Source organism: Leptospira levettii, from assembly GCF_002812085.1.
GTDB classification, from domain to species: Bacteria; Spirochaetota; Leptospiria; order Leptospirales; family Leptospiraceae; genus Leptospira_A; species Leptospira_A levettii.
In genome coordinates this window covers 155638-174645 of the sequence record NZ_NPDM01000005.1, presented here as the reverse complement: position 1 = coordinate 174645, position 19008 = coordinate 155638, and the positions used below count along the sequence as shown (strand labels likewise).

The 19008-nt window shown below is 38.7% G+C and carries 21 protein-coding genes; 13 read left to right on the top strand and 8 right to left on the bottom strand.

Annotated features, from left to right (window positions below; translation table 11 throughout):
- Positions 1-23: 23 nt before the first annotated feature.
- From CH354_RS14810 to CH354_RS14795, 4 genes are all read left to right on the top strand, one after another.
- A complete protein-coding gene (locus tag CH354_RS14810) occupies positions 24-416 on the top strand; it encodes a hypothetical protein (protein WP_100727686.1) in 393 nt (130 codons plus the stop codon).
- A gap of 70 nt (positions 417-486) precedes the next feature.
- The gene (locus CH354_RS14805) at positions 487-867 is read left to right on the top strand and encodes a hypothetical protein (RefSeq protein WP_100727685.1); all 381 of its coding nucleotides are present in this window, start codon (positions 487-489) and stop codon (positions 865-867) included.
- 253 nt (positions 868-1120) lie between these two features.
- A complete protein-coding gene (locus CH354_RS14800; RefSeq protein ID WP_100727684.1) occupies positions 1121-1864 on the top strand; it encodes a methylenetetrahydrofolate reductase in 744 nt (247 codons plus the stop codon).
- Positions 1865-2003: 139 nt separating this feature from the next.
- Complete coding sequence (locus CH354_RS14795; protein WP_100729037.1) at positions 2004-2624, top strand: hypothetical protein; 621 nt, start codon at positions 2004-2006, stop codon at positions 2622-2624.
- A gap of 237 nt (positions 2625-2861) precedes the next feature.
- On the opposite strand, the gene CH354_RS14790 is transcribed toward CH354_RS14795, so the two are convergent.
- Positions 2862-3686: a hypothetical protein gene (locus tag CH354_RS14790; protein WP_100727949.1), complete on the bottom strand. Its 825-nt coding sequence runs from the start codon at positions 3684-3686 to the stop codon at positions 2862-2864.
- Positions 3687-3770: 84 nt separating this feature from the next.
- On the opposite strand from CH354_RS14790, the gene CH354_RS14785 reads away from it, so the two are divergent.
- Positions 3771-5078: an ATP-dependent 6-phosphofructokinase gene (locus CH354_RS14785; RefSeq protein WP_100727948.1), complete on the top strand. Its 1308-nt coding sequence runs from the start codon at positions 3771-3773 to the stop codon at positions 5076-5078.
- A 10-nt stretch (positions 5079-5088) separates the two neighbouring features.
- Here CH354_RS14785 and CH354_RS14780 read toward each other — a convergent pair whose 3' ends face one another.
- Genes CH354_RS14780 through argB form a run of 3 tightly spaced genes read right to left on the bottom strand, consistent with a single transcriptional unit; the run spans position 5089 to position 8326 of the window.
- Positions 5089-5679, bottom strand: a complete 591-nt coding sequence (locus tag CH354_RS14780) for a hypothetical protein (protein ID WP_100715872.1) — start codon at positions 5677-5679, stop codon at positions 5089-5091.
- A gap of 16 nt (positions 5680-5695) precedes the next feature.
- Positions 5696-7441: a SpoIIE family protein phosphatase gene (locus tag CH354_RS14775; protein WP_100727947.1), complete on the bottom strand. Its 1746-nt coding sequence runs from the start codon at positions 7439-7441 to the stop codon at positions 5696-5698.
- A 6-nt stretch (positions 7442-7447) separates the two neighbouring features.
- Positions 7448-8326: an acetylglutamate kinase gene (gene argB, locus CH354_RS14770; RefSeq protein WP_100715874.1), complete on the bottom strand. Its 879-nt coding sequence runs from the start codon at positions 8324-8326 to the stop codon at positions 7448-7450.
- Positions 8327-8346: 20 nt separating this feature from the next.
- Here argB and CH354_RS14765 point away from each other — a divergent pair, with 20 nt between their 5' ends.
- Positions 8347-9162, top strand: coding sequence for a carbon-nitrogen hydrolase family protein (locus tag CH354_RS14765; RefSeq protein WP_100727946.1), 816 nt, complete (start codon positions 8347-8349; stop codon positions 9160-9162).
- Here the strand turns inward: CH354_RS14765 and CH354_RS14760 are convergent.
- Together CH354_RS14760 and alr are read right to left on the bottom strand one after the other, a co-directional pair.
- Positions 9159-10052, bottom strand: coding sequence for an alpha/beta fold hydrolase (locus CH354_RS14760; RefSeq protein WP_100715876.1), 894 nt, complete (start codon positions 10050-10052; stop codon positions 9159-9161). The two genes, CH354_RS14765 and CH354_RS14760, sit on opposite strands and share 4 nt — an antisense overlap.
- A gap of 8 nt (positions 10053-10060) precedes the next feature.
- Positions 10061-11191 (bottom strand): alanine racemase, encoded by a 1131-nt coding sequence (gene alr / locus CH354_RS14755; protein WP_100727945.1) that lies wholly within the window; start codon positions 11189-11191, stop codon positions 10061-10063.
- A 55-nt stretch (positions 11192-11246) separates the two neighbouring features.
- On the opposite strand from alr, the gene CH354_RS14750 reads away from it, so the two are divergent.
- The 5 genes from CH354_RS14750 (at position 11247) to CH354_RS14730 (ending at position 16291) form a co-directional block, all read left to right on the top strand.
- Positions 11247-12446: an aminotransferase class V-fold PLP-dependent enzyme gene (locus tag CH354_RS14750; protein WP_100715878.1), complete on the top strand. Its 1200-nt coding sequence runs from the start codon at positions 11247-11249 to the stop codon at positions 12444-12446.
- A 9-nt stretch (positions 12447-12455) separates the two neighbouring features.
- On the top strand, positions 12456-13400 hold the full coding sequence (locus CH354_RS14745; protein ID WP_100727944.1) for a bile acid:sodium symporter family protein: 945 nt from the start codon (positions 12456-12458) through the stop codon (positions 13398-13400).
- A gap of 34 nt (positions 13401-13434) precedes the next feature.
- Complete coding sequence (gene rpmG / locus CH354_RS14740; RefSeq protein WP_100715880.1) at positions 13435-13596, top strand: 50S ribosomal protein L33; 162 nt, start codon at positions 13435-13437, stop codon at positions 13594-13596.
- Positions 13597-13604: 8 nt separating this feature from the next.
- Positions 13605-14069, top strand: a complete 465-nt coding sequence (locus CH354_RS14735; protein ID WP_012476636.1) for a TraR/DksA family transcriptional regulator — start codon at positions 13605-13607, stop codon at positions 14067-14069.
- A 143-nt stretch (positions 14070-14212) separates the two neighbouring features.
- The gene (locus tag CH354_RS14730) at positions 14213-16291 is read left to right on the top strand and encodes a hypothetical protein (protein ID WP_100728848.1); all 2079 of its coding nucleotides are present in this window, start codon (positions 14213-14215) and stop codon (positions 16289-16291) included.
- A gap of 24 nt (positions 16292-16315) precedes the next feature.
- Here the strand turns inward: CH354_RS14730 and CH354_RS14725 are convergent, their stop codons facing one another.
- Positions 16316-16810 (bottom strand): DUF4442 domain-containing protein, encoded by a 495-nt coding sequence (locus tag CH354_RS14725; RefSeq protein ID WP_100715882.1) that lies wholly within the window; start codon positions 16808-16810, stop codon positions 16316-16318.
- A gap of 42 nt (positions 16811-16852) precedes the next feature.
- Positions 16853-18088, bottom strand: a complete 1236-nt coding sequence (locus CH354_RS14720) for a methyl-accepting chemotaxis protein (RefSeq protein ID WP_100727942.1) — start codon at positions 18086-18088, stop codon at positions 16853-16855.
- Between the two features lie 75 nt (positions 18089-18163).
- Between CH354_RS14720 and CH354_RS14715 the strand changes: the two genes are divergently transcribed.
- Positions 18164-18568: a hypothetical protein gene (locus CH354_RS14715; RefSeq protein ID WP_100715884.1), complete on the top strand. Its 405-nt coding sequence runs from the start codon at positions 18164-18166 to the stop codon at positions 18566-18568.
- Between the two features lie 26 nt (positions 18569-18594).
- A complete protein-coding gene (locus CH354_RS14710; RefSeq protein WP_100727941.1) occupies positions 18595-18966 on the top strand; it encodes a PAS domain-containing protein in 372 nt (123 codons plus the stop codon).
- Positions 18967-19008: the final 42 nt, after the last annotated feature.

Sequence of the window (19008 nt, the reverse complement as noted above, 5' to 3'; positions counted from 1 at the left end):
GATGGGCTAAAATGGAGATCACTATGGTAGATTCAAAATCTTCTCACGCGCATGGATGGAAATCAGTAACAAAAGGGAAACTTTCTTCAGGGTTTCCTTTTCATCCAAAACTTGCCGAGTGGCTTTCCACCTACACAACCATTCCCAAAGAGGCGGAATTGGAAATCTTAGAAGTCAGTTGTGGGGAAGTAAGTTGTCCGACTGAAGAAACCTTGATTGTATGGAAAGAACAGAGAGAACCATTCATTCCTTCTTCACTTCCACTTGGAACACAGAATGAAGAAGTTTCGTCTAACGAAGATTCTATGCCAATCTACCAAAGTCATCAATTTCGTATTTCACGTAAAAAAGAGAATATTTCCAAAATGGATGTGGATTTATCTTGGAAACGGTTTGTACAAAGTCCGAATTTCTGAAGAGATGACACTTTTTGCATTGACTTTCGATTTCAGAAATTAGTATAAAAACCAAAATAGGAGATTTAACTTGAAACAATTTACTTTTATAACCATTGGTATTTTAGCTCTATCAATCATGCACTGCGCCACAGCAAGAGTTGTTAATTCCAGGCCAGGTGAAGGTGGAACCGTGGCACTTACACAAGGGTTATTAAAATCAGCAGAAGCCAAAGAAGAGGCAAATCGATTCATGGCAACCAACTGCGGAACAAAACAAGTTAAAATTCTGCAAGAAGGTGAAGTTGTAGTAGGAAGTACAACGAATGTAAATCAAAATACAAATATGAATGCGCAACGAAATAATAATGGTTTTGCAAAATCAAATACAAATGTTGCGATTCATTCAACCCAAACATCGAACACTAGAAACGTTACGGAATGGCAGATTGAATATGCTTGCCAAGAATAATTCAATTTTTCATTTTAAGATTCTTTTTTGAAAAGGTATACGTAAGTGATCTCTCTAATTTTGAATATGATTGAAATTTTAGAGATTGAATGAAAAGTTCCTTTAATAGAATAGGATAGCAAGTGCGTATAACTTTAATTAACATTTTTGCTACCTATTTTAAGCTAATTTCGAGTTTTAGGAATGTAGATTTTTAAAATTTGTTTAGGATTAAGTAAAGAAGTCATTTTCTGAAATTCCCATAAGACATGTTATGAATCAAATCCTATTAGAAGTTGTTCCACGTGATGTATCTATTGTATTACAGGAAGTAGGATTTGTAAAAAATAACTTTCACCAAATCACAGGCATTAACATTCCCGATTTGTTACGTTTTGAAAATAGAAGTTGGGATGTTGCATCCGTGGTTCGACCAGTTTTCCCTAATGTCATTCCACACATTCGTGCGATTGATTTTGACTTAGACAATTGTGAATCTTTGGTAAAAACTCTCCAACAACTCCAAATTGCCTCAGTGGTTGTGATCAAAGGTGATCCACCGACTGATATGTCAAAACAAGTTTACCCAACAACATCGGTTAAACTCATTAAAAAACTAAAAAAAGAAATACAACACCTGAAAGTGTATGCCGCCATTGACCAGTACCGCGTTGGAATCAAAGACGAATTTGACTACATAGAAATGAAGAAAGATGCAGGAGCCGATGGATTTTTGACACAACCTTTTTTTGATATGAGACTTGTTGATATATTCTCTGAAAAACTGAAAGGGACAGAAGTATACATCGGTGTAAGTCCCGTGGTCACTGAAAAATCACAAAGTTATTGGGAATCAAGGAATCGTGCTTATTTTCCAAAAGAGTTTCGTCCGAGTTTGGAATGGAATGTGAAGTTTGCAAAGGACGTACTCACATATTGTTCAGCGAATGGAATGAATGCGTATCTCATGCCAATCCGTATCAATTTGGAAGAGTACTTACGTCGGATTTTTGATTGAGAAAGTCGAAGTGGATCTATTTTATGATTTTCCGTTAAAATATCACGGTAAGAAATACACTTACTTTTAATTTTATTGGACAAATCTGCAAAGGAAATTGAATATCATAAATTACCCGTAAAAAGCATCAGGAATTAAAATGAAAAAATTAAATATTCTTTTCTTTATCTTAATAACACTTGTTTTGAGTCACTGCATCACATATCCTAAAAATGATTTTCCGATTTACAACCCTGCAAAAATTGATAAGAAAATTTCTGGGATTAATTTCGTAGTTTCCTATAAACCTTATGATGCATTTGGTAATCTCTATAAGATAAATCAAAATGTTCACCTTGCTAATAGACAAGCTTTTACTCAAATTATTTCTAATTGTAATTGTATGAAAGATTTTAATTTATACATTGAAGGATTAGATGATCTTAGCGAATTAAAAGGCAAAAATTTAGTTAGAATTGAAATAACTACTAAACCAATCATCAATGCCAAATTTATAACTTCAACTTTTCTATTTGCAATAACTGCATTCCTTTTCCCTACAATCGATGACATTTATGCTAAGACCGAATTTATCGCATATAGCCAAGGTAAGGAAATTAAAAGATATACTTATGAAAATGAAATTGTTGAAATAAGAGGCCTTTTAATATTATTTGTTAGACCCTTTACAGAAAATAATTATATTACAAATTTAAATGTTCCTGATAATTTTTTGAACGACATTTATAGAGATAAACTCTACCCAATGGAATTAAAGTAAGATAATTAAATCGATCTTTAACTTTTTTCTAATGTTTTAATCAAAATCGCAAAACATTAGTTTAATGCCAACTCCCAGAAATATTGGCACTTCAGTTTATCAAAGTGTCAATAGATGCTGAAATCCTTCCCCTATAGGAAGTCGTTTCATTCTTACCAATCAATTTGGAAAGTTTGGAATTAAAGAAACGATTGAGTTCCGATAGATTTTTGGAAGGGGGGTTGGAATTTTGTCCCTTTACTGGTTCGTACGACTAGGAGTGACTGGCATATAGTACTTGAGGCCTAAGTTTCCTTGGATCTCTGGAGCCCAAAGTTCGTCGAGTGTGCGACCTGCTTCTCTCGCATTGATGGGAACTTTCACCATACCTTCAAACGTAATATTGCTATTGGAAATACTGATCCCTGGAGTCACATACACTTGCCTTCCTACGAAGTTTGTACGCGAAGGTTCCTGTGCACGGATAGAAGTGTTAAAACGATTGGTGTAATCAGATGATTCAAACCTGTGCAATTCAGAAAGTTGTAAAAACAATTCCCAACGTGAATTTTTAATAAAGGAAAATAGATTCCTGTTGAGTCGGTATTTGATTCGCACTTTTGACTCTGCTACATCTACATACCCATTGGATCCTTGGTTGAGTGACATACCAATGCTTAGTCCTAAATCAAGTGTGAATCCATTTCGATAGTACACATAAGTTACATTCGGTTGGTATGATAAAAGAGTCGCATTGGAACGTTCTGGCCTCACATCAAAATTCCCTTCAGGATTTCGGTAAGGGTTTGAGGTAGAAAAGGGGATCACGGGAGAAAAAATCTGAATCCCAGCCATAGGGTCATTCGATTTAGAAAAATCAGAATTGGATCCTAATTCGAGTTCCTTAGGGAAACGAAAGGGGATTAGTATCGCCAAATTTCCGTTATGTGAATTGCCAACTTGGAAAAGGGACGAACGAGGATCAGTAAAGGAATAACTAGAAAAAAACGGAAGTCCTTGTGCTAAAATGGTGACACTCGCCATACAGACGAGAAAGGAGATGAGAACTATCTTTTTTAGCATCTAAAAGCATTTCTGCCTGATTTTCCTTTGTTTGGCAATGAAATTTGCTTTCTTCTCTGTCTTTTTTTGTTATAAGTGAGACCGATGAATCAAAACGATACGAAAGTAGAACAATTTGGACCTTGCACCATCCCAAACCCAGCGGGTTATGATTATTGGACAGTGGACAATTCCGTTGTCCTGTTCCAAACCATCTTTTCTGGAGCAGAAGATGCCAAAAAAACGGTTGAGACAAGCCCTGTATTTTTTGAACAAGCTGGCCCAAAAGAAAAAATCTACTTTAAACCAGAAGAGGTCACAGCAGGCATCGTGACTTGTGGTGGGCTTTGCCCAGGCATCAATGATGTGATTCGTGCTCTTGTGATGGAATTACACTATCGTTACAAAGTTCCGAGGATCCTTGGATTTCCATTTGGGTATGAAGGTCTTGTGAAAAAGTTCGGTCACAGACCAATTGAACTCACACCTGATAAAGTGGCTCATATCATGAATTTTGGTGGATCCATACTAGGTTCGTCACGTGGGAACCAAAAGATCGAAGAGATGGTGGATACATTATTTTTATATGGAGTGAAGATGTTGTTTTGTATTGGTGGAGATGGGACTCTCAGAGGTGCCCAGGCCATCCAAGAAGAAGTAAGAAAACGAAAAGAAGACATCGCCATTGTTGGGATTCCAAAAACCATAGACAACGATATCAATTATGTCCAAAAAACGTTTGGGTTTTCGACTGCATTTAGTAAGGCGGTGGAAGCAGTCAACTGTGCACATGAAGAGGCCAAAGGGGCACCGAATGGAATTGGCCTTGTGAAACTGATGGGTCGACACTCTGGGTTCATTGCCGTGAACTCTGCTTTGGCTTCTAAAAATGTGAACTTCGTCCTGATCCCAGAACAAGATTTTGATTTAGAAGGTGAAGGTGCATTTTTACCTGTTTTGAAAGAGAGAGTGCAACGACGAGGGCATGCTGTTGTTATCATCGCTGAAGGAGCGGGACAAAAGTACTTTGAGGACAAAGGTGAAAAGGACCTATCAGGGAATAAAAAACTCGCGGACGTTGGTGTGTTTATGAAAGAGAAAATCACCGAGTACTTCAAAAAAGAAGGTGTGGCTCTCAATCTTAAGTACATCGATCCAAGTTATATCATTCGTTCTGTTCCTGCCAATGCTGAGGATTCCGTATTTTGTGGCTTCCTTGCACAAAACGCAGTGCATGCCGCTTTTGCAGGTCGTACTGGTTGTGTTGTGGGGATTTGGAACAATGTATTCACTGTGATGCCAATCTCACTTGCGATTGCAGAACGAAAGGTGTTACGACCGGAACGGAGTACATTATGGAGAGCACTCCTTGCTTCCACAGGGCAACCAAATACCATGAAGGCGAATGGCTGAAGGTATCCCTTCAGCTATTCTCTACTTTTTTTTGGAACTTGAGGATATTGTCCCTGATCTCTTCTTCTTTTTTGTGAAGTTCCTTTAGAAACTCGGTATCCAAAATCATTTCTGGTTTTTTGATGAACTTACTTTCATCATAATTGTCAATTTCGTATAACAGATCTTCAATGTTTGATTCCACTTTGACCAAACTTTGGATCGATTCCACTACCTTTTTATTCACAAATAGGATTTCTTTGAATCGTAATATATAATGTTGGAATCTGTTTTCGCGGATCATGGCTTGCCTTTGCATTTCCTTGACCACTTCGCGTTCTTTTAATACTTCTTTTTTTTCGACAAGGATTTGGTTTTTGAAGATACGGATTAAGTTTTCCGTCTCTAATTTATAATTTTCAAAACTACTATTGTGGTTGTTTTGAAGGTCTTCCATTTGTTTGCGAAATTCTTTTTCTCGCAATCTGTCTTGTTCTTTGCGTAATTTGTCAGATGTTTGGAGTGCGTTTTTAACTCGTGTTTCAATTACAGCATCTAACATCGCTTTGTGCAGTTTGTCCAATCGGAGAAACACTGCCATTGCATATAGAATGCGTCTCATAAATTCTCCTTTATCTTTAGTTTAGACGGATGATAAAGAGAGAAAGGTCATCATGTGGTTCCGCTTCTCCCACAAATTCACTTACTTTTTGTAAGATTGCTTGCCGAATGACTTCTGGTGGGTCGTTGATATGAGATAGAATCACAGACTCAAGTCTCTCTTCTGAAAAGAGTTCTTCTTTCATATTCATCGCTTCTGTCACACCATCGGTATATAGTACTAATAAATCACCAGGCATATAGCTCACTGTATGTTCCGAAAATTCGCATTTGCTAATTCCCATCGGTTGGCCTTTGCCTGATAAGTGTTGGATTTTATGGTGTTTTTTGCGATAGATGATTTGTAAATTATGACCAGCAGAGGAATAGGTTAATTCTTTTTTTGTCATGTTGATACGTACAAGCATCGCTGTGACAAACATTAGGAAACCAGATTTATCTTGTAAGACTTCATTTGCATTGAAAAGTGCCTCACTCGTAGAAGTTGTTTTCGAAACTTCCTGTTGTAACACTGTTTTGGAAAATTCCATGAAGAGTGCTGCTGGAGTTCCTTTTCCAGAAACATCTGCGATGATGACTGATACTTCTTCTTTTCCATGTACCACCATATCATAAAAGTCTCCACCAATTTCACGTGAGGCTTGGTAGTAAGTATCAAATTCGAGAAGTGAGTATTGCTTGGGAATGATTGGCAGTGAGTGTTTTTGGATCATGGCAGCGACTTGCATGTCACGATCGATGTTTTTCAAACGTTCACTTTGGATCTTCACTTGTAATGCTGTATAGGCTTCACCGACTTGATTTGTCAGAGTACGAAGGATTCGAATGTCCATTTCGTCAAAACGAGTACGAGATGTTTTGTCCGAAACAACAAGAGAACCTAACCATTCTTTGTTTTTTAGAATGGGAAGTAAAATCATACTGTGTTGGAAGAGACCCCTATGAGTGAGTTGCATCCCTTGTGGTGAATTGGCAGTAATGACCTTAAACCCTTTAAACATCCAATCTGATTTATCATTGAAGAGAAGTCCGACCACATCTTCGTCTTGGATTTGATCGGAAAACCCCTTGGACTTGGATCTTGGTAATCCTCGTTTTTCAATCTTTTCAAAGTTGAGACAAACTCGGTCTACTTGTAACACTTCGGAAATTGTTTTGACGGCAAGGTCCATAAATTCATCTGAACTTTGGATATTGGCAAGTGCTTGTGAAATTTGGAAAAGGCAATTGAGTTCGTTGGCTCTTAAATTTAAATTATCAATCAGAAGACGGTTTTTGACAGCAATGGCTGCTAAGTTTGAAAGGTAACGTAGGATTTTGATATCGGTTTGGGTGAAGTCACGATTGTCGAGTGAGTTGACTGCCTCGAGTACACCTTGTACTTCACCTTGAGCTATCATTGGCACACAAATTAAATTTCGAGTTACATAGCCAACTTTTTGGTCAATTGCTTTGAAGATCCTCGGGTCATTTGCTGCATCGTTTACGATTTCTGGTTGTAGTGTTTCGAGCACCATACCCGCAATACCCTTCCCCCTAGGAACTGTTAAGTGGGCAAGAGATTCTTCTTTTAAACCACTAGTTGTATTAAAGACAAGTTGGTCATTTTCTTTGTCGTAGAGGAGTAGGGAGGAACCTTCCGTATGTAACACATCACGAGTGATCCCCATAATTTCACTGAGAAGGGTGTTTAGATCTTCTTGTGAATTGATTCGACTCGTTATATCTGAAATCAGACTTAATGTTAAAAGTTTCGTAGGCATCCAAATCTATCCTTGTTCGATCAAACTTCCTATCCCTTGGTTAGTCAAAATTTCAATTAAGACGGAATGGGGCACTCGACCATCAATGATGTGGGCTCGTTTGACTCCAGAATCAATCGCACCCAAACAACACTCTACTTTTGGTATCATGCCACCAGAGATCTGTCCAGTTTTTATGTAACCATGAATGTCGACTTTTTTGAGTCCCGTTACCAATTGGCCATCAATCAAGATTCCAGGTGTGTCTGTGAGTAAAATGAGTTTGTCTGCATGGAGTGCCTGTGCAATTGCTCCCGCCATGGTGTCGGCATTGATGTTGAGAGTTTGGCCTTCTTTTGACATGGCAACTGGGGATATGATCGGAATAAAACCTTCACGTTGTAAGGTGAGAATGATATTGGGATCAACGGAAGTGATTTCTCCCACAAGACCTAGATCTACTTTTTGGGTTTTCCCATCTTCGGATTCCACTTCCATCAGGTATTTTTCTGCAATGGCAAGACCACCATCTTTCCCCGAAAGACCAACAGGTTTTCCTCCTTTTTCTTGGATGAGGGATACAATTTGTTTGTTTACTTTTCCCGTAAGAACCATCTCTACCACTTCCATAGTGGCCTCATCCGTCACACGATGGCCTCGGATGAATTGGGTATTGAGATTTAATGATTTGATGAGAGAATTGATTTCAGGGCCACCACCATGTACCACCACAGGATTAATGCCTAAATACTTGAGTAAAACAATGTCTTCTGCAAAGGAAGCTTTGAGTTCTTCCTCCACCATGGCTGCTCCACCATATTTGATGACGATGGTTTTTCCAGAATATTTGATCAAATAAGGAAGTGCTTCTAAGATATGATTGATTTTTTCTGATTGGTGGTCCATAAAAGTCCTCATTTATGATAATGAATTTTAAAGCCGCCGTTGTGCAAGTCACAAGTACAGCAAGAGTTTCAAATAACCTAACCAAGTGTAGGCAACTTGTGGAAGGTGCGGCTAAGGCCGGTGCCAAAGTCATAGGTCTTCCTGAAAATTTTTCCTTTATGGGAAGTGAATCGGAAAAACAAAACCTTCTTGGCCAAATTGAGGAAGAAACCTTTTCCTTTTTAAAAGATACCGCGATGGACCTTGGGATTTATCTTTTGGGAGGAGGATTCCCCACAAAAGCACCTACAGGAAAAGTGTTCAACACGGCGGTCATTGTAAATCCCAAAGGTGAGGAAGTGTTCCGTTACCATAAGGTGCATCTCTTTGATGCAGTTGTGGGGGATGGATTCCCATACAAAGAATCCAATCACACCGAAGCAGGAGAAAAAGTCCCCGAAGTGATTCCTACAGAATATGGCAACATCTCCTCTGCCATTTGTTACGACCTAAGGTTCCCCGAACTTTTCCGTGCCTTATCCAAACAAGGTGTTGATTTGTGTTTTTTACCAGCGGCATTTACAGTGCCAACAGGAGAAGCCCATTGGCATGTTCTCCTTCGGGCAAGGGCCATCGAAAACTTGATGTATGTTTTGGCTCCAGGCCAGACAGGAACACATGATCCTCATGGCAAACGAAAGACCTTTGGCCACTCACTCATCATCTCTCCATGGGGAGAGATTTTATCGGAGCTCGATTCCGAAGAAGGATTTGCCATCGCCGAGATCGAAATGGATCGATTGTCTGAGATCCGTTCTACTTTACCGAGTTTGCACCACCGAAGGTTTGGGATTTAGAAAAAAGATTTCTTTGTAGCAGAAGATTTTTTCATCAAAAGAAAGTCCTTCATCACTTTCTCAGCTGCTTTTTGTTTTTCCATGTGTACAAAGTGTCCGCATTCCGAAAACAGTACAGCTTTTACATGAGGTGTCGTTCTTTCTAATTCCATCACATCCTTACCTGGAATGATAGGATCTTCTTCCCCACGCATGATGAGTGTTGGCACTTGGTTCCCAAATACGATAGGTCGTATGTCTGTACGGTCGAGCATCTCTAGGATCATGAGGATTTGCCTTGGGTTCAAACATTCAAATTGTGGGTTGTATTCTTTTAAGAATTGTTTGATGTCTTCTCTTGCATGGAATGCACTTGAATCATATACCCCATAGGAAAAACCAATCTGTAAGGCTTTTGGTAATGATTTCCCAATCTTAAAACCAAGGTCAAAAAATGTACCTAAATTGGCACGTAGTCCCATCACTCCAATTTTTAAGATACCTGGCACAGGACCATGTACATAAGGAGCAATGGCGATCACTTGTTTGATGCGTTGTGGGAAAAGGGACGCAATGGCAAGGACTGCCATTCCACCTGTGGAATGGCCAACGAGTGTGATGTCTTTTTCTCCTGCAGACGCCCAAATCCCTTGTGCCTGTGTTTCTAAAAAATCCTGGAGCGTAAGGCCTTTTTTTTGGTCAAAAATTTCAGCTGGGTAATGACCAACTAAGTCGAGTTCAATGACATCGCCCAATTGGCGAAAAAAAGGAATATTGAGTCCCCAATACCCTGCGGCAGAACACCATCCTCCAACGAGGACAATGGTTTCCTTGGATTTTGGATTCAGGGATTTATGCCGAACGTATGTTAGTCTGTGGTTTTTCCAATTATATGTTTGTCTTTCTGACATATGGTCCTCTAGTCTTCAATGATACGAGGGAAGGATCCCAAAATTTTAGTCACTACTTCATAGTTGATGGTTCCAGTCCATGTGGCATGGTCATCTGCCGAGATCACTTCATTCCCTGACTTACCTAAAATCACAACGTCGTCTCCAATTTTTGCCTCTGGAATATGAGTGATGTCAAGCATACTCATGTTCATACAAATTCTACCTAAAATTTTAGCTCGTTCACCATGAATTAGCATGTAACCATGGTTAGATAATTTTCTGTCTAGACCTTCATAGTACCCAACAGGTACAACAGCAAGCCTTGTTTCATGAGTGGTTTTGAATGTGGATCCATACCCCACAAAGGTTCCTGGGTTTAGGTTTTGGATATGTTGGATTTGTGTTTTCCAACTGAGAGCCGGTTTTAACATCCCCACATCTTTTTTCATGAGAGATAGTGAAAGTTTGGTTTCAAGACTTGGCCAAAGTCCATAAAGAGAAATCCCAACTCTTACCAAGTCCATTCGTGCTTCTGAAAATAACATTGCGGATGCAGAAGAGGCACAGTGACAAATGAGATCGATAAACCCATGTTTTGCGAAAGTGTCAATTGTATCTTGAAACCTTCCCAGTTGCAACATGGAATAACTATGTTCAGTAAAATCTTCCGTACTCGCAAAATGGGTAGCAATCCCAGAAAGAGGGAGTTTTTTTTCTGCAATTTCTTTGGCGAGGACTTCCGCATTCTGGAAGGGGATTCCCAAACGGCTCATCCCGGTATCCACCTTTAAATGGATTTTGGGAGTGGGGGAAAGTTTGGCCAAAATTTCCATTTCTTCCACACGAGAAACCATCACCCAAAAGTTTTCATCTGCAAGTTCTGCTTTTCTTTCCTGTAAATTGGGAATACTTCCCATGATAAGGATGGTCGCTTTGGCAAACACTCGGCGAATGGAAATCGCTTCTTCCAGTGAATTAACACCCAAATAATCAGCACCTGCGTCAAGGGCAATGGATGCGGTAGCAAGTAACCCATGTCCGTATGCATTGGATTTTATAATGGCAGTGAATTTTGTTTTGGAACCAATGAGTTTGCGAAAAAGAGCAATGTTGTGGCTAAAGGCAGAACGAGAGAGGTAAATCCGAGAAGATTGCACGGTCCCATTTTTTTTTACTTTTCTCTTCTGTCGCTTCAGATATTTCTATTTTTACATGTCTGAATCTCCATCTGTTTTCCCTTCCTTCCCAAAATTTTCCAACTGGAAAGGTATTTCCGAGTATTTCCCTGTACAAAAAGAATCGGTTTGGTTGAACTATTGTGGTACCACCCCTGTTTCGACCTATGCCATTGAAATGATGAATGTGTACTTACAAGAGTATGCAAAAATGGGAATCTTCACTCCAAATTTTTCGGAACCTTATATCAAAAAAGAAATTCGAGGGTATCTTTCAGAAATTTTACACTGTGACCCCACAGAGATTGGTATTGTACATAACACCAGTGAGGGGATGAATTTTTATTCTCATAGCATCCAAATTCCTAAAGGGAATCGGATTTTGGTTTTGGAGAACGAATACCCAAGTAATGTGTATCCTTGGGAACATTGGCAAAACAAAGGTGTCACATTAGGTTTTGTCAAAGTAGGGAACACTCCCAATGAATTTTTAGAAAACCTAAAACTAGAACTCGAAAAAAAGGATGTTTATATCCTTAGTATATCACCTGTTCATTGGTGTACGGGAGTTGTGTTTGATATGGAAAGTGTTTCCGCCTTATGTGAAAGTTTCGGAACCAAACTTGTGATTGATGGAAGCCAAGCCGTTGGTCATATCCCACTCAATTTTTCCAAAATCAAAGTTTCCTTTTGTGCGTTTGCAGCGTGGAAATGGTTACTTGGTCCTTTGGGATTAGGTGTTATTTACATTTCAAAAGAAGAATCGAAAGGATTCCAATTGGTATTCAAAGGACAAGCAAGTGTTGTGAACGATTCTAATTATTTTCCGTACCGAGACGAATGGAAACCAGCTGCCGAACAATTTGAACAAAGTACCATCAATTTTAACGATTGGATTTATTTTTTTGCTTCCCTCAAAATGTTGTCCACTCTTGGGTTCTCACGTGTCCAGGAAAGAATTTATGAAGTAGCAGGGATGCTAAAAGACATGTTACACGAGTTAGGATTTACATTGGAATCTGATGCTTTCCCCGATGTGAAAACAGGAATCCTTGCCATCACGGGACACAAAGATCCTAAAAAATTCCAGCCAGAAGCCATCCAAGCCCATCTCAAACAAAATGGAATCATCACAGCAGTTCGCCTGGGTCGACTCAGAATGGCACCTCATATTGGAATTGAAGAAGAACATGTAAATCGAGTAAAAACCCATTTACAATCTTATTTGCAAAAGTAATCAGAACTTGTGTTAACGAATCTCTCAAAACAAATCGTAAATGCATTTCCAATAGTTTTACTTGGAATTGCAGGGATAGGGTTTCTGGAGCCAGAAAAAATTTCTTGGTTTAAGGGGCCTTGGATCACCTATAGTTTAGGCCTCATTATGCTTGGTATGGGACTTTCTTTGGAAGTGGATGATTTTCTAAGGATCTTCAAACAACCCAAACCAATTCTTATCGGGACTATCTTACAGTACACCATCATGCCTTTGTTAGGTTATTCTCTTGGATATTGGTTTCACTTACCTGAAGCTTTCGCTGTCGGACTGATCCTTGTATCGTGTTGCCCTGGCGGAACTGCATCCAATGTCATTACCTTTCTTGCCAAGGCCAATGTTCCACTCAGTGTCACTCTGACATCTGTGTCGACGATCCTTGGTATCGTATTCACTCCTATGTTGGTTGCCTTTTTTATCGGCAGTCGTTTGGAGATAGACCGCTTAGGACTTGTTCTCACTACCTTCCAAGTGATCCTTGTGCCTGTAGGCATTGGACTTTTTCTTAAATCTTTTTTCCCAAAAGCAACAGAGAAAACAAAAGATATTTTTCCCGTACTTTCTGTACTCCTCATTGCGATGATTGTTGCTTCCATCATCGCAAGTGGGAAGGAGACAATCATCACATCTGACTACCGAATTTTTTTAGCAGTGATTTGTTTGCATTTAGGTGGTTTTGGACTGGGTGGTTTCTTTGCTTGGATCCTAACTCGTGATGCAAAAATCTCCCAAACCATTTCCATCGAAGTGGGGATGCAAAATTCAGGGCTCGGGGCAGTCCTTGCCAAGACCCATTTTATCGATCCAAACACGGCAATTCCTAGTGCTCTTTCGAGTCTCACACATTCACTTCTCGGAAGTCTCTTTGCCAGCTATTTTCGGAAGGAATTGAAAAAACCCGCTATTGTCGATTGACTATATATGGGGTCGGTACGTCATGGCATAAATTATGAGAGAAATCATAAAACTAACCTGTGTCCCATGTGCGATACCTGGGCGGTCAAATTACTTCCAGACTAAAAACAAGAAGACAAAGTCGGAAAAACTTGTGACAAAAAAATATTGCAAATTTTGCAAAGCACACACGGATCACAAGGAATCCAAAGTCTAAGGAATAAGATGCCTAAACCAGCTGCAAAATCCTCCGCCGAGAAGGGAGTCGACAAGAAGTTCATCGAAGAGGTGCGAGAGCTCCTTCAAGAGAAAAAAGAATCTCTTCTCATCAAACTCAACCAGTGGGAAGATACAAGTTCTCCTTCTGGCCTCAAGGAAATGGGAGATATTGCAGACATCGCATCCGAACTCAATTCAGAAGCCCTCACTTCTGTTTTGACTGAAAACGAAATTGAGACTCTACGTGAGATCGAACTCGCTTTAGAGAAAATTGAAAACGGAACCTATGGTATCTGCGAAGGGACAAAGAAAAAAATCCCCCTTGCCAGACTCAAAGCCATCCCGTGGACACGATTCACTGTAGAATTCGCGGAACAAATGGCAAAAAGCCGTAACCGCGCCGGTGGTTACCGAATGGATTCCCTTTCGGCATACCCCACAACTGGAATGGATGTAGATTCTCTCGACTAGAGAGAATCCTCTGATTTTGTCCAACACCAATCTTAGAAGTTTTCCCTTAAAGCCTTCTTCCTTTTTGTTTCCCTAGATCGAATTCTCTTTTTCATCCGAAAATACAATTGATTCGCCATACCACTCCTTAAACTCTTTCTATCGTGAGTTTTTTAGAAAGGCTTCGTTCTTTACCAATCCTTGACTTAGTATTTTTTGTTGGTGCCAGTATTCTCGTTTGGAACTTACACCGGTATGTAGAGCCTGTCCCCCAAGTTCTCTTTTATCCTTCCTTTTTCTTTCAGTTTTCCTTTGGTTTTTTCCCACAATTGTACCAAAGGAAGTGGGGAAGGGTTTTGACAAGTTTATCGGCAATCACTCTTGTTAGACTTCCTTTCTTATCGGGAATACCAATGGTGGGTTCTTACCAATTAGTGGGTCTTCTCCTTGGTTCCATCCTTGGGATTTGGGTCCGAGAAACCTTGCTCGTGTTACTTGGTCGCAATGAAACAGCATTACCAAAACAATCAGAACAAATCATTACTGATTGGATGATTCGAAATCCAACGGGAAAATCAAATTTACCTATTTGGTATTCTACCTATTTTGGATTTTTATTTTTTATCTTCTGTTTAACTATTTTGTGTTTTTTAGAATACCAAGGAATGGGGATTTTTACAGGACTTGGTATCCAAGAATATTTGTATTATCCAAAACTTTCTTCAAGAGAAGCCATGGGGCTTTCATGTAAAATACTTGTTCCGCTAACACTTGTAATTTTGTATTTTTTTTCAGAAGAACGTTCTATGCCAACTCCATCAAAGGATAGTTTATCAGAACAAATTCGATTTGGACTTTTTTTAGGTTTTGGAATCAATCTTTTGGTGATGTGTATCCAGTCCATTTGGAGTTTGGAATTTTTTTCACAAGGAACCCATTTAAGTGTAAGTGCAGGTCGAACAACTGGTTTATTCCAAGACTCAGGATCTGCTTCTTGGCTTGTTCCAGTAATTGGTTTTTTATGGATGACAAAGTTAACTCATATTTGGCGAAAATCAAAAGAAAGGTTTAGTTTACTATTATTAATTCTATCATTTTTCCTTCTCACATTGCTCGGATTAAAACAAGGAAAGGCTTTTTGGGTGATTTGGAGTTTATTCGTTTCAGTTGGATTCATCCAACTCACAACAGATTTATGGATTGTATCATCTAAAACTAAAATTTTCACACGAATTGGATTGTATTTCGTTTTGCCAGTGTTAGGTAGTTTGGCATTATATGGTATTAGTCTCGTACCAAAACAATGGGATCTTGTCATTTTAGCAAAACGATTTATGTTATTTCTAAAATCATTCCCAAATTCTCCAACTTTAGCCTTCCAACAATTGGATTTAGTTCGGTATGAACTCATCAAAGTAGCGAATTTGGGAATTCAGGAAAACCTTTGGATGGGAAATGGAATTGGATCTTTTCCCTTGTATTTACTTTCCCCAGAACAAAATGGTTCCAATGCTAACATTCCCTTTGTTGACTTCCCACCTACATTTTACCATTGGATGTTGTATGAATTAGGCATCCTTGGTTCCATAGTCTTTCTTTTTTATATCGGGATTTTCCTTTGGGAAAGAGGGCTTTGGAAACAAGGAATTTTACTTCTGATCCCATTTTTATTTGGAGTCCAAATTCAAAATTCGGATGGTGCCTTTTTGTGTTTTTATCTCATTCTTTTAGGGGAAAAAGGAACTGGTTTTTCTCCCAGTTTTGATAAATTTAGGAAAACGATTTGGTTTTCTCCCTTACTCCTCATCTTGTCAATCGGTCTTCCTTTAAACTATAGTTTGTTCCATTCACAGAAATTTTTAACCTATGGAATTGGATCTGAATTTCGTAAAAATGAAATCAAAGACTATCAAATCGCATATACAATTCCTCCCGTATCACCTAACTATGAATATGAATTTCATGGAAAAATTTGGGAATGGAAATTGGTGGATGTAAATGTTTCCCGTAGTGGCCGAATCTTCTTGGAAACAAACTCCAAATCCTCTCTTGTTGGAATTAATTTTTTAAATGTAGAAAGAAATCAGATCAAACAGGAATTATTTACGGAGGCTAAGTCTGGTTATGTTTGGTCTGGAGATGCTCCTAAAGGTGCAACATACATTCAAATCCATACCAGATCTAAATTGGAATTTCGATTACCAAAATCCCAATTTGATGGTTTAGGTCGCTTTCAGTTCTAATGTAAGAAAATTCATTCACTGTGCTTAGGTGAGCCTGCGGATGTACAAATCCTTGGTAATTTTAGCCACAGTTTTTCCATCTTCACCCACAACGAGAGCCTCATAGGTTCGGATTGTTTTTTTCTCCTTTTGTAAGAGATTTTTGATTTCTGCAAATTCAGAGTCGGGTAAGTGAAACGTTGCAGTAACAGTGCCTTCACCTGGTTTGACAAAATCGATTTTGGCTCCTTTGTCCCATACCATATAGTCTTTTCCTAAATTCATCATCAGTAAGAACATAAAAAAAGGATCACACATAGAATATAAGGAACCACCAAAATGGGTTCCTACATAATTTGTATTGGAGAGGATGAGTGGCATGGAAACAACCATAGTGTTTCGATCAATGAGTTTTGGTAGAATGTTTGCCCCTTCATACGGTTTGAACATTCGGAATGCCTGTTCAAAACCATAGGTTTCTTCTAAAAATTTCCAAAGGGGATGAACTTTGTATTCGAGTAATATCTCTCTATTTCTCATTCACCCAGTATTCAAAATTTAGAACAATCGGTCTATCTATTTTCAAGTAGTTCCCATCATCATCTTATCTGTGACAGAATGGATGTCTTTGACTTGTGATTTTAAAATTTCAGTTGTTTTTAGGATCACTTGTTGCGCAGAACGTATCTCTTCACATTCATTTTGGATTGTATTGGATAAGGATTGGATTTCGTCTAGATTGGAGTTGATCGTAACAATCTCACCATAAACTTCACCAGAAGTATCTCGCACACGTTCTGCAACATCATCTAGAGTTTTTGCTTTGGAAAGGATAGCACCACCCCTTGACTTTAATTCTTGGATGGATTGTACAACTTCCGCGATTGTTCCATGAACAACATGAATTTCCGAAGCGATGAATTGAAAGGCATCTCCCGACTCTATCCCTAATTTTTCTGCCTTTTTGTAATCATTCACATTTTCGTTTAAGATTTTCGAAATCTGTTTTGCATTGTTTGCCGTCATTGTGGATAAATTTTTAATTTCATCGGCGATGACTGTAAATCCTTTCCCTTCGGAACCAGAGTGAGTTGCTTCAATGGCCGCATTGATAGCAAGTAAGTTCGTTTGTTTGGAAACTCCATTGATGAAGTCGATAAGTTTTAGAATATTCCCAGAAGACTCACTGATCTTTTGGATTGTAAAATTAGTATCATTTACTTTTTTTCTTCCATCCGTACTTAAGTTTACTAAATTTTCCATTGTTTCATTTCTGCTTTGGATCTCAGCGATGACAACATTCACAATATCAAACATGATATTGATTTCTTCGGATGTTTTACCCACTGCGTCCATGAGTTTTACTTCTTCTGAGGCAAGTTGGGAAACTATCTGATACACTCGATCAATATCACTTCCTGTCGTTTGGATTTTAGCGTTTAATTCAATGATATGATTTCCTATGGCATCCAGTCTTTTTTGTAAATCAGAACATGTGTCAGTTAAAGACTCGGAATATTCATGGATATCAATTCCATATCCGGAAAGCAAAAGAACAGGATCAGTCGCTAAATGATTTGAGACCAAATCTTTCTTTAGAATATTTTTATTTTGGATCATTCGAAAAATAGAAAATACGAATGTAACAAAAACTAACAAACCACCAAAAAATAGGCTTGGTATTGGGAGTAGTCCGTAAATGGATTGATACCCAAACATACCTGCAAGGAGGAGAAAAAGAGCTAAACTGATAGAATCATTCCAAACCAAACGAGAGTAGAGTCTCTCTTTTTCACTGAAGATATTCTGTTGTGGCATTGGTTTCCCTAATTTTTTGTTGGATTCATTTTTTTTGGCGCAATTTACCCAAAAAATACATCTAATGGTTAGACTATGATATTCACTAAAAGGGAAATTGAAGAACACTACCCGCTTTCGGAACGTTTGCGTTTGGAGAAAGCGAAATCACAAAATTCCGTCATTTATTGGATCAATGAATTGGTCCGTAGTCAAGTCAGAGGGGCTGAGGACGTGACAAGCCTCATCGAAGTCACAAAAGATTTGGTGATGCAAGTGGAAGACTTATATGCAGAAAAGGAAAATTCTGTGACGAATGCGACAGGGAATCCGTCAAATTCTATAGAGTCTGATTCCATTGAAGAACAGATCTCTGATTTATATGCGGAAAAGGAAATGTTGTTAAAGGAAACAAAAACCCATTCTATTTCTGAGGTGATTGCACTCATCCGAGGAATGGAAGAACAACTCAATTCGATGTATTCAGAATACGAAACATAAAACACATTCGGACAGGAACGAAATTAATGAGCAAATTTATAGACCCAAGTATTTTAGGTAAACTCGGAACCCTTAGCCAATCGGAAGCAGATGCATACCCATTTGGAATTGTGAAGGTAGATGAATCAGGTAAAATTTTACTCTACAATCAATATGAATCCCAACTTGCCAACGTTCCCATTCAAACAGCAGTAGGTAAAAACTTTTTCACTGAAGTTGCCATTTGTACCAATAACCGTATTTTTTACGGTAGATTCAAGGAAGGTATGATTTCGGGTGATTTGGACATCGCTTTTAATTATGTATTTACTTACAAAATGAAACCTACCAATGTGGTGATCCATCTGTATCATGACAACGCTACAAACTCAAATTGGATTTTTGTAAAACTAAGATAAATAAGAATCCAATCTTATTGGTAACGATCGGGGAGGGACAAT

What these genes read in the sequence shown, in the direction of transcription:
- CH354_RS14810 (WP_100727686.1), top strand. Translation starts at nt 24, where the DNA reads ATGGTAGATTCAAAATCTTCTCACGCGCATGGATGGAAATCAGTAACA.
- CH354_RS14800 (WP_100727684.1), top strand. Translation starts at nt 1,121, where the DNA reads ATGAATCAAATCCTATTAGAAGTTGTTCCACGTGATGTATCTATTGTA.
- CH354_RS14795 (WP_100729037.1), top strand. Translation starts at nt 2,004, where the DNA reads ATGAAAAAATTAAATATTCTTTTCTTTATCTTAATAACACTTGTTTTG.
- CH354_RS14790 (WP_100727949.1), bottom strand. Translation starts at nt 3,686, where the DNA reads ATGCTAAAAAAGATAGTTCTCATCTCCTTTCTCGTCTGTATGGCGAGT.
- CH354_RS14785 (WP_100727948.1), top strand. Translation starts at nt 3,771, where the DNA reads ATGAATCAAAACGATACGAAAGTAGAACAATTTGGACCTTGCACCATC.
- CH354_RS14780 (WP_100715872.1), bottom strand. Translation starts at nt 5,679, where the DNA reads ATGAGACGCATTCTATATGCAATGGCAGTGTTTCTCCGATTGGACAAA.
- CH354_RS14775 (WP_100727947.1), bottom strand. Translation starts at nt 7,441, where the DNA reads ATGCCTACGAAACTTTTAACATTAAGTCTGATTTCAGATATAACGAGT.
- argB (WP_100715874.1), bottom strand. Translation starts at nt 8,326, where the DNA reads ATGGACCACCAATCAGAAAAAATCAATCATATCTTAGAAGCACTTCCT.
- CH354_RS14765 (WP_100727946.1), top strand. Translation starts at nt 8,347, where the DNA reads ATGAATTTTAAAGCCGCCGTTGTGCAAGTCACAAGTACAGCAAGAGTT.
- CH354_RS14760 (WP_100715876.1), bottom strand. Translation starts at nt 10,052, where the DNA reads ATGTCAGAAAGACAAACATATAATTGGAAAAACCACAGACTAACATAC.
- CH354_RS14750 (WP_100715878.1), top strand. Translation starts at nt 11,247, where the DNA reads ATGTCTGAATCTCCATCTGTTTTCCCTTCCTTCCCAAAATTTTCCAAC.
- rpmG (WP_100715880.1), top strand. Translation starts at nt 13,435, where the DNA reads ATGAGAGAAATCATAAAACTAACCTGTGTCCCATGTGCGATACCTGGG.
- CH354_RS14735 (WP_012476636.1), top strand. Translation starts at nt 13,605, where the DNA reads ATGCCTAAACCAGCTGCAAAATCCTCCGCCGAGAAGGGAGTCGACAAG.
- CH354_RS14725 (WP_100715882.1), bottom strand. Translation starts at nt 16,810, where the DNA reads ATGAGAAATAGAGAGATATTACTCGAATACAAAGTTCATCCCCTTTGG.
- CH354_RS14720 (WP_100727942.1), bottom strand. Translation starts at nt 18,088, where the DNA reads ATGCCACAACAGAATATCTTCAGTGAAAAAGAGAGACTCTACTCTCGT.
- CH354_RS14715 (WP_100715884.1), top strand. Translation starts at nt 18,164, where the DNA reads ATGATATTCACTAAAAGGGAAATTGAAGAACACTACCCGCTTTCGGAA.
- CH354_RS14710 (WP_100727941.1), top strand. Translation starts at nt 18,595, where the DNA reads ATGAGCAAATTTATAGACCCAAGTATTTTAGGTAAACTCGGAACCCTT.